The following is an 11,991-nucleotide window of genomic DNA, read 5'->3' as shown; positions in this document are numbered from 1 at the left end:
GTGAAAACGCCTTATGACTGATGCCTTTTGTCAGATGCCTTTTTGGGCAGAGGCGATAGGGGAAGTTGACGCTAGTTAGTAGTGGTATCTGCACCCAGCAATCTCGATGGTCGCGCCCTTAATGCGATAGATCAGTCGGTGCTCTTCCGTAATTCGCCGAGACCAGAACCCGGCTAACTCGAACTTGAGTGGTTCGGGTTTTCCTATCCCTTCATTGCCGTTTCGTGCAATGTCTTTAATGAGGCTATTGATTCTCTTGAGGATCTTCTTGTCGTGAGCTTGCCACCAGAGGTAGTCCTCCCATGCTTCCTCTGTCCACGAAAGAATCATGAAGCTTAGTCTTCCTCAATGAGTTCGTGCTCCGTTGCTTCCCCGGCGTTGAGGCTCTCGATGGAGTCAAGCAGGCGCTGGGCATTGCGAGGGGAACGCAGAAGGTATGCGGTTTCGCGAAGAGAGTTGTAGTCATCTAAGGAAACGATGACTGCAGACTCATGACCATTGCGAGTGATGATGACTTCTTCGCGGTCATCAACGACCGACTGTAGGACCTCCGCGTATCTTGCTCGCGATTCCGAGTAGGACATGGTTTTCATAAGCTATCTCCCTTCTTGTACAAGAAACTGTACAACGAAAAGAGGGTGAGTGCTAGAGAGGTTTCAGTTTATGGGGCCACGTGAACGGTGCGCGTCAGATCGAGCTGCTGGCATACATGCTCATCGTGGCTGACCAAGATGAATGCCCCGCGGTAGCTCGTGAGCACCTCAATCAGCCAATCAGTGGTGGGGATATCGAGGTTGTTGGTTGGTTCGTCGAGAAGCAGAAAGCGCGGGGCTGGGTCGCTGAGCAGGACGCGGGCGATTTCGACGCGGAAGCGCTCGCCACCAGAAAGCTGGCCCACGGGCTGATGGATCTTGTCGTTGATAAAGAGCATCTGGGCCAGCTGGTCGCGCAGGAACTGCGGGTCCGCGTTGGGATTGGCCTCCCGCACGATGTCGAGCACCGACTTCTCTGCGGGCAAGACGATGCGTTGGCGGATGTACCCGCAGGGCAGCGCGTACTCGACGTCGCCGCGGGCGATGCGGTTGAGGAAGGTGGTCTTGCCGCTGCCGTTGGGCCCGGCGAGGCGAACCCGTTCGGGGCCAGTAATGCTGAGCAGATCGCTGACCAGCACGCGGGTGCCCGCGGGCAGCTCAGTGCCGGGGAGATCGATGTGGACATGGGCGTCGTCGCGAAGCGCGCGCTGTGCCTTGTCATGCGCCGACTGGGCGGCAGCCACTGCATCGTTGGCCTGTTGAGAACGCCCAGCGGCCGAGCGCTCAGAGCGGTTCTTGTCCAAGCCCATGGCCATGCCGGGTTTGCGCTTCGAGGCGGCGAAGTTCTTGCCGCGGCGGGCATCGCGCGCAATGCGGGTCTGCATGGCGGCGCGCTCGCGGATCTGTTTGCGGTGCTCAGCCTTGGTTTCCCTGACCTTGGCCTGCGCGGAATCCTGCTCGGCATCAATCGCTGCGCGGTAGGAGGAGTAGTTTCCCTCGAACTCGCGAAGAGTGCCGTGGTAGAGCTCCGCGATGCTATCGGCGTGCTCGAGGAGTTCGCGGTCGTGTGAGACGACGAGAACCGGCATCGGCGCGGTGCGAATGAGCTCGAGCAAGCGCTGGCGCGATTCGGAGTCCAGGTTGTTGGTGGGCTCGTCGAGGATCAGGAAATCCGGCTTGCGGAAGAAGGCGGCGGTCAGCGCCACGGTTACGGCCTCACCACCAGACAAAGTGCCGATAGTGCGCTCTAAGGGGAAGGGAATACCCGCAGCGTCGAGAGCTGCTTCAATACGCTCTGCTAAATCCCACTGCTCACCAACAGCGGCAGCGAGCTCTTCTGAGTATTCGCCAGCCTCAATGCGGGCAATGGTGTTGAGGACTTCGGTCGCGCCAAAGACATCGGCGATGGTGCTAGACGTATGGAGGCCTAAATCCTGGTCGACATAGAGGACTGAACCCGCGGATACCGTGCCCGAAGTCGGGGCAATGAGGCCAGCAAGAACCTTGGCCAGCGTTGATTTTCCGGAGCCATTCGCTCCGACCAAGCCCGTGAAGTGGGAGGAAAACGTACCGGTGAGGTCCGTGAAACAAGGGGTGCCGTCGGGCCAGGTGACGGTGAGATGAGAAAAAGAAATAGGCATGAAGAAATCCACCTTCGAGTAAGTCGCGTAAAAAGTGTGACGTCGAATTAGGAAAAAATCTTCATGCCCGAAAGACTAGCCCCGGTTAATACCCCAGCGCAAGGGCCGCCACGCCAAGGCCGAGAGCGCCGCGGGCAATGTAGTGCAGCACCTCGGGGGAGAAGGAGACACCGAAGCCGCCGCTGTCCAGCATGGACATGCTGTCCACCCGTGCCGGGCGGGAGCGCTTAAACGACGCCCAGCTAAGGCCGGCGATGATGAGCGCCACTGCGATGGCAGAGAGCTTCCACACCAAGAGGAGGACACCGGCGCCAAGGAACGCCGTGCCCACAGAAGCGATAAGAGGAAGGCCCCAGTCGGGCCATGCATCGTCGCTGACGCGGCCGAAGGAGGCGGCGCGCCCAACCGCCGCGCCGACGATGCTCCACGCGGACATGAATCCGACGATAGCCAGCGCCCCGAGCTGTGGGGCAAACCCCAACGACAAGCCGAGGACCGCGAGCGCACCGACGCCGATGTACCACCGTCGTCCCAGACGACGGAAGAAGAGACCCATCAACGTGGAGGGCGCATGGGCACGACGAGGAATCCAGGCGGACTGGCTCGCAATGGCATCGGAGGTGACCTCCGAATCAAGCAGGCCAAGACCAGATCCACCGACCAGGCGCGTGCGCCCAGCGCTGAGAAGCGAAGCCAGCGTGAACGAGCGCCACCCCACGACAAAACGCAGGGCTGGGACTGCCAGCGCGAACCACGGGGATAGCCCGGTGGACACGCAGATGCCGAGGCCCAAGGCCCCGAACCCGATCAGCTGCGCCCACGTGATCCAGTCCGTGCCGCGGAGCCGGCCGCGCGGGCGGTCAACGTACACCCAACGCTCCCGGGATAGCGCCCGTAGGGGATAAAGAATCTCGGCGAACACGATGAGAGCGAGCAGTCCCACGATGCCGGCAATAGGAGCGACACCAGTCAGAGTGATACGCGCCGGGATGATAGGCAGGACTGCGTCGACTTCTTGCCAGACTGTATAACCGAAGCCGATGACGATACCGGCGAGGATGAGATACCAGATGCCATCACCTAGCCGGGATAGCGTGCGCATCACAGCTGCACCACCTCGTCGCAGGCCTGGGTGATGGTGTCGGAATGCGCGGCCACGACGATGCAGCGATTCTCCTCGTCGGCTAGGTAGCGCAATTCGCTTGCGAGGAACTCGGTCCAGGTGGCGTCGAGGTGGCGCTCGGGCTCGTCGATAAGCACTGCACGTGCCGGCTGGTACAGCTGTGCTGCCAGAAAGACGCGCTGGCGTTGGCCCGAGGACAGGCGCGAGGCTGGGTGCGGAAGGAGGGGATCGAGTGCCCAGAGTTCACAGAGCTTAGCGACGTCCACCCCTGCCGCCTTCCCCATCAAGTCCAGGTGCTCGCCCACGGTGAGGTCGGGGAGGAAAACCGGCTCGGCCACCGTAATCACAGCACCCGGCTGCTCCTTCGTGCCGACGGGATGACCGTCACACTGCACTGAACCATCAAGAGGTGCAAGCTCCCCGCCGAGCGTTGCGAGCAACGTGGACTTACCCGAACCATTGGGGCCAGCAAGGCCATAGATGTGGCCGGGGACGAAGCACTTCTCAAGATGTCCAAGGGGCGTGGAATGCCCATAATCGGCGTCGATGGAAAGCATTGCTGGGCGGCAAACTCCTTACATTGTGCGACAAGACAATAGTTAAAACTTATTTATGAAGTTTAGCAAAATGCACGCCCTGAACGTTCCTCTCGAGATAGGAAACGCCCTTGGGATTGGTGCTATGAGCTGCTAAAATGAGAGAAAATGTAGTTGAAAACTCGGGAGGATATCCACATGACAAGCACAGTAAGAACAGGGAAGAGCGTTGAAGATAGCGTGACGTTTGCCAAGGGGGTTTCTCTGTTGGCTGGACACGATATGGATGCGGAGCAGGAAGAGCTTGTCCGTGCCGTCGCTTCAGGAGAGATGACGGTCGACGAAGCTATCGCGAAGGCTAAGTCCCAGCTCAATTAAATTATGGGAGGAATCGGGGGGATGAGACAAAAGAATTGGGATGACTACTACATTCCAGGTACGAGGACTCTACGCAACCTCTTTTTAAGTGAGGAACATCCCTTTGGGGAGCCAGACTTAGAACGACTGAATCATCTTGAAACCGTTGCCGTCAACGCTCGGATTGCTCAGCTTTGCATAGTGCCTGTGGAAGGTGCTTTTGACTACGCGCACTTCAAGGCTATACATCGACATCTGTTTCAGGATGTGTATGACTGGGCGGGGGAGGAGCGGACTGCCCCTACAGGTCAGTTCATGATTAAGGCTGGGCATGCCTACTATCCGGCGGGGCCGGAAATGACGAAGGCAGCAGAGAAGCTGTTCGCGGGGCTGGCGAAGGATGACTTTCTGCGTGGCCTAGAGATTGATGAGTTTGTGGCCAAGCTGGCGGAGCTGTGGGGCGAGCTCAATGTGGTGCACAGTTTTAGAGAAGGAAACACCCGCACACAGACGGTGTTCTTTGACGCGCTGGCTACGGCGGCAGGATACCGACTTAATGTGGAGCGGCTAGCGAGTGATAGCCGCGTGCGCGCGGAGTTTATTGCAGTGCGTTTCACAGCCAGGACACGGGGGATAACTCGCAGCTGGAGGAGGTGCTGCGCGGGCTCGTCGTAAAGCGGGGCGTCTAACTCTTGGCCCTAGCCCTTGTTGCGGAAGACGAAGATGGAGGAGAAGTCCTGGTCGCCGTGGCCCATGGCCTGCTGCTCCTCAAAGCGCTCGATGGCGGCGGCCACTGCAGGCAGCGGCTTGTTGGCGGTCATCTCCATGAGCTTGGCGTCCTTGCACAGGGCGTCCACGGTGAAGTCACCCGGAGTGGTGTTGCGCTCGCCGGTGATGAACGGCCCCTTCATATTCTTCATAAAGGCCAGGCCAGTGATGTCGAGCATCTCGAGGATGACTTCGGAATCGAGGCCCTCAGACTCGCCGAGATGCAGTGCTTCCAGTACGCCCTCGGCGGTAACGGCGAGGGCTAGGTTGGCAAGGAGCTTTCCAATCGCCGCGGTGGCGGCGGATTCCACGCCGATGAGCTTGTTCTCATCGGCCCAGGACTCGGCGATGGTCATGGCGAGCTCACGGCGGTCGTCGTCAGGCGTGCCTACGTAAACACCGAGCTTGCCCTCGCGCGCTGGGCCCAGCGAGCCGACGACGGGCGCGTGGACATAAGAGTCAACCGCGGCGGCGAATTCGCGGGCGGCGTCGGGGGAGACGGTCGTGGTATCGATCCAGGTCACGCCGTCCGGGATGAGGTTGGCGTCAATGACTTGCTCACGGATGTCATCGGGGCCAAAGAGCGAGGTAATGATGACCTCTGCACCCTCCACGGCGGCGGTGGGGGAATCGGCAAGGGTAGCGCCGGCATCGACCAGCGGCTGCGCGCGCTCGACGGTGCGGTTCCAAACGGTGAGCTCATGGTTCTTGAGGAGGTGTCGGGCGAGCTCCGTGCCCATGCGGCCAGTACCAAGGAATGCAATCTTCATGCCGCCCAGTGTGCCATTATTGTGGGCAGGCTCGCCGCGATTTATGCGAGCCCCGGACGAGGGAGCCGTACCCGGTGACGCGACAAGACGGCCAGAAAGGGCTGGCCATGTCGTGGTTCGTGTTGATTTTCTCCGGTGCCTTTGAGGCTGTGTGGGCAGCGGCGCTGGATAAGTCGGAGGGCTTTAGCCGCCTGTGGCCCTCGGTGATCTTTTTCGTTGCCTGCGCCATTTCCATGGGTGGGTTGGGCTGGGCCATGAAGTCCATCCCCGTGGGCACGGCCTATGCGGTGTGGGCCGGCGTGGGCGCGGTGGTCACCGTCATTTACTCCTTCGCCGCCGGGCACGAGGCGGCCACGGTGTGGAAGGTGCTATTCCTCGCCATGATTATTGGTGGGATCGTGGGGCTGAAGGTGGTGCACTAGGGGGCGCTGTCGTTTGAAACGACGACGCGACACTTATTCGTAGCGCAGTGCCTCAATCGGGTCCAGTTTCGCGGCCTTGCCCGCGGGGTAGTAGCCAAAGAAAAGGCCAATAGCCAGCGAGAAGAGCAGCGAGAGGATGACCGCCCACAGCGGCGGCGCCACGAGTGAGCCGATGGCGGCCGCGCCCGCCATGCCGGCGGCGGTGCCGATGGCGATGCCGATGACACCACCGATGAGGCAGACCACGATGGCCTCCGTGATGAACTGGATGCGGATATCGCGGCGGCGTGCGCCAAGCGCCTTGCGGATACCAATCTCGCGGGTGCGCTCCGTGACGGTGATGAGCATAATGTTCATCACGCCGATACCGCCGACGAGCAGCGAGATACCGCCGATGGCCGCGAGAACCAGGCTCATCGTGGTGAAGATCTGGTTCAGGGACGCGAGGTCATCGCTGAAGTCAGATACCTTCACCATGTAGTCAGGGTTGTCCTCGTAGTAGCTATCGAAGACGCGCTGCAGGTTGCTGGCTACCGCGGCCTTATCCAAATCCGGGTTGCCGCGAACGGTGACCTCGCTGAACGCGGTGCCAGCACCTGGGGAATCGGAAAGCTCGGCCTCCAGCGGGTAAGGAACGAAGGCGGTTTGGCTGGGGCCACCGCCCACCAGAGGCCCAGTTTGGGGCTCTTCAAAGACACCGATGACAGCGAGCTCAATGGGGGAGGCCTCCTGGCTTTCAAAGCTCACGTATTGGCCAATGGCGTCTTCAGGGGCGCCGAAAAGCTTGGTGGCTGTTTCCTTATCCAGCATGGCCACTGCCCGGCTGGAGTCGATATCGTCTTCGCTGAGGAAGCGCCCGGCCACGATGGAATAGGACGAGCCTGAGACATAGTCCGGGTTGGTCGGGCGGACCAGGAGGTTGGCGGTCTCCTCCCCAGACGTGCCCTCGACTACGAGGGCGCCGGAATAAGAGCTGTACTCGCCGATATTGATGCCGGCGATCTGATCTCCCAAGACCTCCTTGGCGCGGTCCAGCATGTCAGGGGTGAGCATGGAGGATTCGTCTTCGACGAAGCCGCCGCCCATGAAGGGATCATCGGCTTCTTCCTCTTCGCCCTCCTCAGGGCGCTCCTTGACCTGGACGGTGAAGTTATTGGCGCCGACCTTGTCCAAGTCTTTCTGCACGGAAGCCTGCAAGGAGTGGCCGAGCGTGACGATGGCGATGACCGCGGCGATGCCGATGATGACGCCCAAGAGCGTCAGCGCCGAGCGCATCTTGTTGGTGCGCAGGCTGGTCAGCGCCATCTTGGTGGATTCAGCAAAATTCATGACAGCACACCGTCCTTCATCGTGACGGTGCGGCTGCACTCATCAGCCAATTCCGGGTTGTGGGTAATGAACAAAATGGTCTTTCCATGCGTGCGGTGCAGTTCGTGGAAGAGGTCCATGACCATGCGGCCGGTCTGCGAATCCAGCGCGCCGGTGGGCTCGTCCGCTAGGAGAATCTCCGGCTGGTTGGCCAAGGCGCGTGCCACCGCCACGCGCTGCTTCTGACCACCGGAGAGCTCATTGGGGAGGTGGTTCATGCGGTCGGACATGCCGACCATCTCCAGAAGCTCTTCCGCACGCTGGGTGCGCTCGTGGGCGGAAACGCCTGCATAAACCATGGGCATCTCCACGTTCTTCAGCGCGGACATGCGGCCGATCAGGTTGAAATTCTGGAAGATGAAGCCGATTTTTTGGCCGCGGAAGGAGGCTAGTTTGTCGTCGCCAAGCGCCAGCGCATCCACCCCAGCCAGCTGGTACTCGCCAGCGGTGGGGCGGTCGAGCAAGCCAATGATATTCATCAGCGTGGACTTGCCGGAGCCGGACTGGCCCACGACGGCCACGAACTCGCCCTCCTCCACGCTGAAGTCGAGGCCCGGGATGACGGTTAGCTCGCTGTCGAGGCCCTCGTTGAAGCGTTTGACGATTCCCCGCATCTCAATGAGGCGGCTCATGCGTTCTCTTCCGCAGCATCGGATCCATCGACGGAGGCGGACATGCCGACCATGTCCTTGTGCGTATCCGCCTGGCTGATGACGGTCTCGCCCTCCTTGAGGCCGGAGGCGATGGCGGCAGAGAAATCAGATTCGCTGGCCACTTTGACCTCGCGCGCCTGGATCGTGCCGTTGTCGACGACGAGGACGTTCTTCTTGCCGCCTTCTTCATAGATGGCGGAGAGCGGCACGGTGATGACGTTCTTGTCCTTCTTCGTAATGATCTTCACCTTCGTGGTGGAACCGAGGCGCAGACCCTCGCGGTTGCCATCGACACGGATGTGCACCGGGAATTCGGGCTTGGAGGAGCCAGTTGGCTTGCCGGAGCCGCCGCCTGCACCAGCCTCGGCGTCGGGCTGCTCAGCGGTGGGGGAGATGAAGGTGACCTTGCCCTTGAACTCCTTGCCGGGGCTCGACGGCGAGGTGAACGTTACTTCATCGCCGACCTTGATGCGGGCGATATCGCCCTCCTTGACCGTGGATTTCACCAACAGGGAGGAATCATCCGCCACGGTGAGGATGGGGCCTTCGGCGGGCATGCCGGCTTCGCCATTGACGGCGGTGACAACGCCCGCCAACGGGGAGCGCAGGTCGGCCTGGGAGAGCCTGTACTCCAGAGGCCCATTTTCCTTGGCGTTGTTCGCGCTTGCCGACGCCGCCGATTCCACCGCATGGTTCACCGCTTGGGACTGGGAGGAAATCTGCTGTTCGATGGCCAGGTTGCTGGCTTGGAGTGCGCGTTCGGCATCGGCAACCGCTTGGTAGGAGGCGGCGGTGGCGCGCTGCTGTTCGCCCAGCTCGCGGTCGATGCCGCGGAGGACGCGGCCATAGGATTCCTCGGACTGCTTGAGCTGACGTTCAGAGTCCTGCACGGCCTCGTCGGAGTCGAGGTAGCTCAAGAAAGCGCTGGCGGTGTTGATTCCGGAGGGGTCCTCGGTGGCGGTGCCGATGGAGGCCAGTGCGGACTGGAAAGACTTGGACTCCGCATCGCGCACACCGGAGCGCGCTTGTTCGACGGCCGCGCGGGCCTCTGCAATTTCGGGGCGGTCGCCCTTGGTGGCGAGGGCATCGTCGAGCTTGCGTTGTGCCTCGGCGTACTCGGTCTGCGCCGAGTTCACGGCGGACTGGGCGCTGTTGACCTCTGGGTTGAGGCCTTGGTCGAGGGAATCTTGGAGCTGGCGCAGCTGGAGCTGGGCGTCCTCGATCTGGTGGACGGCCTCGAGCTTGCCTGCCTCCTGGGAGGTGCGCTGGGCTTCGAGCTCGCGCTCGGTCTCGGTGGTGTCCATGCGGCCGAGCAGCTGTTGGGCCTCGACGCGGTCACCCACCTTCGCGTCCAAGGACTGGATGGGGCCGGTCAGCGAGGTTGTCAGCGAGAGCTCGCGCTCGGCAGAAACCGTGCCGGTGGCGGAGACGGAGCTGATGAGGTCTTCTTTGGCAGTTTTCGTGACATCGGTTGCGGTGAGCTGAATATCGGAAGACCCACTGGTTAGTGCGTACATTCCACCACCGCCTGCGAGGAGAACCGCAGCGATAGCGCCAGCAGTGATGCCGAGAGCTTTCTTATTCATGAATCCCTTACTGTCAGGTTAACGCCGTCATTGAAAATCGGGTTCAGATTAACTCTCGGGCATGCTTCCTGTCATGCGCAGTGGGGGAATATAGGAGGTAGATCAGGGTCTACCCTTAGTTGGTGTGAGGCCATGAGGACTGGTGACGTTTCGATCAAATAAGGGCTCCAAAACGGGCGGTTTCCTGCCACTATTTGATCGAAACGTACGTGGCATCCGCCTTTTAGAGGGGCACATCGATGCGGATATCCTCCGCGCGCGGCAGCGGGGGAAGCGTAGGTATGTGGTTGAGGCCGTCCTGGACTTCCGGTGGAAGGGGGATCTGCGGAGGCTGGGGCAGTTCCAGCTTGGGTTTGGGTCGCTGCGGCGGGGCTGGGCGTGGCGCAGGAGCGGGCGCGGGCGCTGGCGCGCGGACGGTGACGGTTTCTACTTCGACGCGCGGCGTGGGTGTTTCGGCTACTGCGGGTGCGGGAGCTGGTGCTTCGGCTTCAGGTTCCGGTTCGGCTGGGGCGGGAGCAATAGAGGTGGTGCCGCCAAGGCGGTTGACCGGCTGGGGCACCGCATCAGGCTCCCAGGAAGGCAGCTGGGTCGAGGTGGTGGGACTGGGGTCGGTTTGCGGAGCGGGCTCCGCCTGCGTGGCAGCGCAGGCGGAAAGCGGAAGGCAAGCAAGAATGACAAGAATACGGCGCGATGCCATGGGAATCCCCCTTAAGTAGTGCCTCTCCACAGCGCACCCCAGCGCTTAATGAAGGAAAGGCAGAATCAACAGTGTGCTGTCAGCATAGCGTTCCCGTGGCGGGTGCGCAGCGCGAGCGCACTGAGGGTGCTCGCGAGGCGGTGGAGAGGCGGCTGCAGGACACGAGGGGAGTCCAACTTTTGTATAGGGCTAAAACCGATACAATGTGGGCTATGCCTAACTCCAGCCAGCTAAACCAGCAGAATACGTCCCAGTCCGCCGAGTGGTTCGAGCGCGCCACCAAGGTCACCCCGGGTGGCGTGAATTCCCCGGTTCGCGCCTTCGGTTCCGTGGGCGGCCAAGCCCGCGTTATCGCGCGCGGTGAGGGCTCCCGCCTCTGGGATATCGACGGCAATGAGTACGTTGACCTGGTCAGCTCCTATGGCCCGATGATCCACGGCAATGCCCACCCGGCCATCGTGGAGGCAGTGCAGAAGGCGGCTGCCGACGGCCTCTCCTTCGGCGCCCCCACCGAGGGCGAGACGCTGCTGGCGGAGCACATCGTCAAGCGCACCGCCGTGGAGCAGGTGCGCCTGGTCAACTCCGGTACCGAGGCCACCATGTCCGCCGTGCGGCTGGCCCGTGGTTTCACCGGCCGCGCCAAGGTCCTGAAGTTTGAGGGCTGCTACCACGGCCACGTGGACGCGCTGTTGGCGTCGGCTGGCTCCGGCGTGGCCACCTTCGCGCTCCCGGATTCCCCGGGCGTGACCGGCGCCTCGGCCGCGGATACCATCGTTGTTCCTTATAACGATCTCGACGCCGTCCGCGAGGCCTTTGCCGCGCACCCGGGAGAGATCGCCTGCATCATCGCCGAAGCCGCGGCGGGCAACATGGGCACCGTGGCCCCAGAGGAGGGCTTCAACGCGGCACTCAAGGAGATCGCGCATGCCGACGGCGCCCTGCTCATCCTCGACGAGGTCATGACCGGTTTCCGCACCTCCTACAAGGGCTGGTTCGGCGTCGATGGGGTAGCGGGTGACCTGGTGACCTTCGGCAAGGTGGTCTCCGGTGGCCTGCCCGCAGCTGCCTTCGGTGGCCGCGCCGACGTCATGGCATCGCTGGCCCCGGCTGGCCCCGTCTACCAGGCGGGCACGCTGTCCGGTAACCCGGTGGCGATGGCCTCCGGTCTGGCTTCGCTGGAACTGGCCAACGAAGAGCTGTACCCGCGCCTGCACTCCAATGCGGATCGCCTGACCGGCCTTATCACCGAGGCACTGAGCGCCGCCGGCGTGGAACACCACATCCAGCGCGCGGAGACGATGTTCTCCATCCGCTTTGCTGAGGGGCAGGGCCGCAACTTCGCCGATATGCAGACCGCCGATACCTGGCGCTTCGCCCCCTTCTTCCACGCACTGCTGGAGGGCGGCGTCTACGTCCCGCCGTCAGCCTTCGAGACCTGGTTTGTGTCTGATGCGCTCACGGACAATGATTTTGAGGTAATCGAGGCAGCTCTCAAGCCTGCCGCCCAGGCCGCCGCCAGCGCGCAGCGCCCGCAGTAA

General features: G+C 61.9%; 14 protein-coding genes and 1 riboswitch. Of the genes, 4 read left to right on the top strand and 10 right to left on the bottom strand.

Features of this window, described 5'->3' with window-relative positions; translation table 11 throughout:
- Positions 1 to 75 precede the first annotated feature (75 nt).
- The 5 genes from HMPREF2743_RS10360 to HMPREF2743_RS10340 all read right to left on the bottom strand — a co-directional run bounded on the left by HMPREF2743_RS10360 (position 76) and on the right by HMPREF2743_RS10340 (position 3,853).
- The gene (locus HMPREF2743_RS10360; protein ID WP_070526092.1) at positions 76 to 330 is read right to left on the bottom strand and encodes a Txe/YoeB family addiction module toxin; all 255 of its coding nucleotides are present in this window, start codon (positions 328 to 330) and stop codon (positions 76 to 78) included.
- A gap of 5 nt (positions 331 to 335) precedes the next feature.
- Positions 336 to 593, bottom strand: coding sequence for a type II toxin-antitoxin system Phd/YefM family antitoxin (locus HMPREF2743_RS10355; protein ID WP_070526090.1), 258 nt, complete (start codon positions 591 to 593; stop codon positions 336 to 338).
- A 68-nt stretch (positions 594 to 661) separates the two neighbouring features.
- A complete protein-coding gene (locus HMPREF2743_RS10350) occupies positions 662 to 2,173 on the bottom strand; it encodes an ABC-F family ATP-binding cassette domain-containing protein (protein ID WP_070818771.1) in 1,512 nt (503 codons plus the stop codon).
- Positions 2,174 to 2,258: 85 nt separating this feature from the next.
- Entirely contained in the window at positions 2,259 to 3,275 is a 1,017-nt protein-coding gene (locus HMPREF2743_RS10345) for an ABC transporter permease (protein ID WP_070526085.1), read from the bottom strand.
- Complete coding sequence (locus tag HMPREF2743_RS10340; protein WP_070818770.1) at positions 3,275 to 3,853, bottom strand: ABC transporter ATP-binding protein; 579 nt, start codon at positions 3,851 to 3,853, stop codon at positions 3,275 to 3,277. Before HMPREF2743_RS10340 ends, HMPREF2743_RS10345 begins: the two co-directional genes overlap by 1 nt.
- 219 nt (positions 3,854 to 4,072) lie before the next feature.
- On the opposite strand from HMPREF2743_RS10340, the gene HMPREF2743_RS10335 reads away from it, so the two are divergent.
- On the top strand, positions 4,073 to 4,210 hold the full coding sequence (locus tag HMPREF2743_RS10335) for an antitoxin VbhA family protein (RefSeq protein ID WP_246820249.1): 138 nt from the start codon (positions 4,073 to 4,075) through the stop codon (positions 4,208 to 4,210).
- Positions 4,211 to 4,231: 21 nt separating this feature from the next.
- Positions 4,232 to 4,864, top strand: coding sequence for a Fic/DOC family protein (locus HMPREF2743_RS10330; RefSeq protein WP_210383622.1), 633 nt, complete (start codon positions 4,232 to 4,234; stop codon positions 4,862 to 4,864).
- A gap of 23 nt (positions 4,865 to 4,887) precedes the next feature.
- Here the strand turns inward: HMPREF2743_RS10330 and HMPREF2743_RS10325 are convergent, their stop codons facing one another.
- Positions 4,888 to 5,727 carry an NAD(P)-dependent oxidoreductase gene (locus HMPREF2743_RS10325; protein ID WP_070818769.1) on the bottom strand — a complete coding sequence of 280 codons (840 nt, stop codon included), beginning with the start codon at positions 5,725 to 5,727 and terminating at the stop codon, positions 4,888 to 4,890.
- A 25-nt stretch (positions 5,728 to 5,752) separates the two neighbouring features.
- Positions 5,753 to 5,823: riboswitch (guanidine-III (ykkC-III) riboswitch) on the top strand.
- Between the two features lie 11 nt (positions 5,824 to 5,834).
- On the opposite strand from HMPREF2743_RS10325, the gene HMPREF2743_RS10320 reads away from it, so the two are divergent.
- Positions 5,835 to 6,149 (top strand): DMT family transporter, encoded by a 315-nt coding sequence (locus HMPREF2743_RS10320; protein WP_070447941.1) that lies wholly within the window; start codon positions 5,835 to 5,837, stop codon positions 6,147 to 6,149.
- A gap of 33 nt (positions 6,150 to 6,182) precedes the next feature.
- On the opposite strand, the gene HMPREF2743_RS10315 is transcribed toward HMPREF2743_RS10320, so the two are convergent.
- From HMPREF2743_RS10315 to HMPREF2743_RS10300, 4 genes are all read right to left on the bottom strand, one after another.
- Positions 6,183 to 7,478, bottom strand: coding sequence for an ABC transporter permease (locus tag HMPREF2743_RS10315; RefSeq protein ID WP_070818768.1), 1,296 nt, complete (start codon positions 7,476 to 7,478; stop codon positions 6,183 to 6,185).
- The gene (locus HMPREF2743_RS10310) at positions 7,475 to 8,149 is read right to left on the bottom strand and encodes an ABC transporter ATP-binding protein (protein ID WP_010189772.1); all 675 of its coding nucleotides are present in this window, start codon (positions 8,147 to 8,149) and stop codon (positions 7,475 to 7,477) included. The genes HMPREF2743_RS10315 and HMPREF2743_RS10310 overlap by 4 nt, the downstream gene beginning before the upstream one ends.
- Positions 8,146 to 9,756 carry a permuted SH3 domain-containing protein gene (locus tag HMPREF2743_RS10305; protein WP_070818767.1) on the bottom strand — a complete coding sequence of 537 codons (1,611 nt, stop codon included), beginning with the start codon at positions 9,754 to 9,756 and terminating at the stop codon, positions 8,146 to 8,148. Before HMPREF2743_RS10305 ends, HMPREF2743_RS10310 begins: the two co-directional genes overlap by 4 nt.
- 223 nt (positions 9,757 to 9,979) lie before the next feature.
- Complete coding sequence (locus HMPREF2743_RS10300; protein WP_070526070.1) at positions 9,980 to 10,453, bottom strand: hypothetical protein; 474 nt, start codon at positions 10,451 to 10,453, stop codon at positions 9,980 to 9,982.
- A gap of 203 nt (positions 10,454 to 10,656) precedes the next feature.
- Between HMPREF2743_RS10300 and hemL the strand changes: the two genes are divergently transcribed.
- A complete protein-coding gene (hemL, locus tag HMPREF2743_RS10295) occupies positions 10,657 to 11,991 on the top strand; it encodes a glutamate-1-semialdehyde 2,1-aminomutase (RefSeq protein ID WP_070526068.1) in 1,335 nt (444 codons plus the stop codon).

Origin of the sequence: Corynebacterium sp. HMSC036D02, assembly GCF_001836165.1 — a bacterium.
Lineage (GTDB): Bacteria > Actinomycetota > Actinomycetes > Mycobacteriales > Mycobacteriaceae > Corynebacterium.
Note: the sequence above shows the minus strand (reverse complement) of the source record. Positions and strands in the feature narration are given on the sequence as shown.

Bases quoted from the DNA above. Each gene is read 5' to 3' on its own strand.
- HMPREF2743_RS10360 (WP_070526092.1), bottom strand. From the start codon at position 330: ATGATTCTTTCGTGGACAGAGGAAGCATGGGAGGACTACCTCTGGTGG.
- HMPREF2743_RS10355 (WP_070526090.1), bottom strand. From the start codon at position 593: ATGAAAACCATGTCCTACTCGGAATCGCGAGCAAGATACGCGGAGGTC.
- HMPREF2743_RS10350 (WP_070818771.1), bottom strand. From the start codon at position 2,173: ATGCCTATTTCTTTTTCTCATCTCACCGTCACCTGGCCCGACGGCACC.
- HMPREF2743_RS10345 (WP_070526085.1), bottom strand. From the start codon at position 3,275: ATGCGCACGCTATCCCGGCTAGGTGATGGCATCTGGTATCTCATCCTC.
- HMPREF2743_RS10340 (WP_070818770.1), bottom strand. From the start codon at position 3,853: ATGCTTTCCATCGACGCCGATTATGGGCATTCCACGCCCCTTGGACAT.
- HMPREF2743_RS10330 (WP_210383622.1), top strand. From the start codon at position 4,232: ATGAGACAAAAGAATTGGGATGACTACTACATTCCAGGTACGAGGACT.
- HMPREF2743_RS10325 (WP_070818769.1), bottom strand. From the start codon at position 5,727: ATGAAGATTGCATTCCTTGGTACTGGCCGCATGGGCACGGAGCTCGCC.
- HMPREF2743_RS10320 (WP_070447941.1), top strand. From the start codon at position 5,835: ATGTCGTGGTTCGTGTTGATTTTCTCCGGTGCCTTTGAGGCTGTGTGG.
- HMPREF2743_RS10315 (WP_070818768.1), bottom strand. From the start codon at position 7,478: ATGAATTTTGCTGAATCCACCAAGATGGCGCTGACCAGCCTGCGCACC.
- HMPREF2743_RS10310 (WP_010189772.1), bottom strand. From the start codon at position 8,149: ATGAGCCGCCTCATTGAGATGCGGGGAATCGTCAAACGCTTCAACGAG.
- HMPREF2743_RS10305 (WP_070818767.1), bottom strand. From the start codon at position 9,756: ATGAATAAGAAAGCTCTCGGCATCACTGCTGGCGCTATCGCTGCGGTT.
- HMPREF2743_RS10300 (WP_070526070.1), bottom strand. From the start codon at position 10,453: ATGGCATCGCGCCGTATTCTTGTCATTCTTGCTTGCCTTCCGCTTTCC.
- hemL (WP_070526068.1), top strand. From the start codon at position 10,657: ATGTGGGCTATGCCTAACTCCAGCCAGCTAAACCAGCAGAATACGTCC.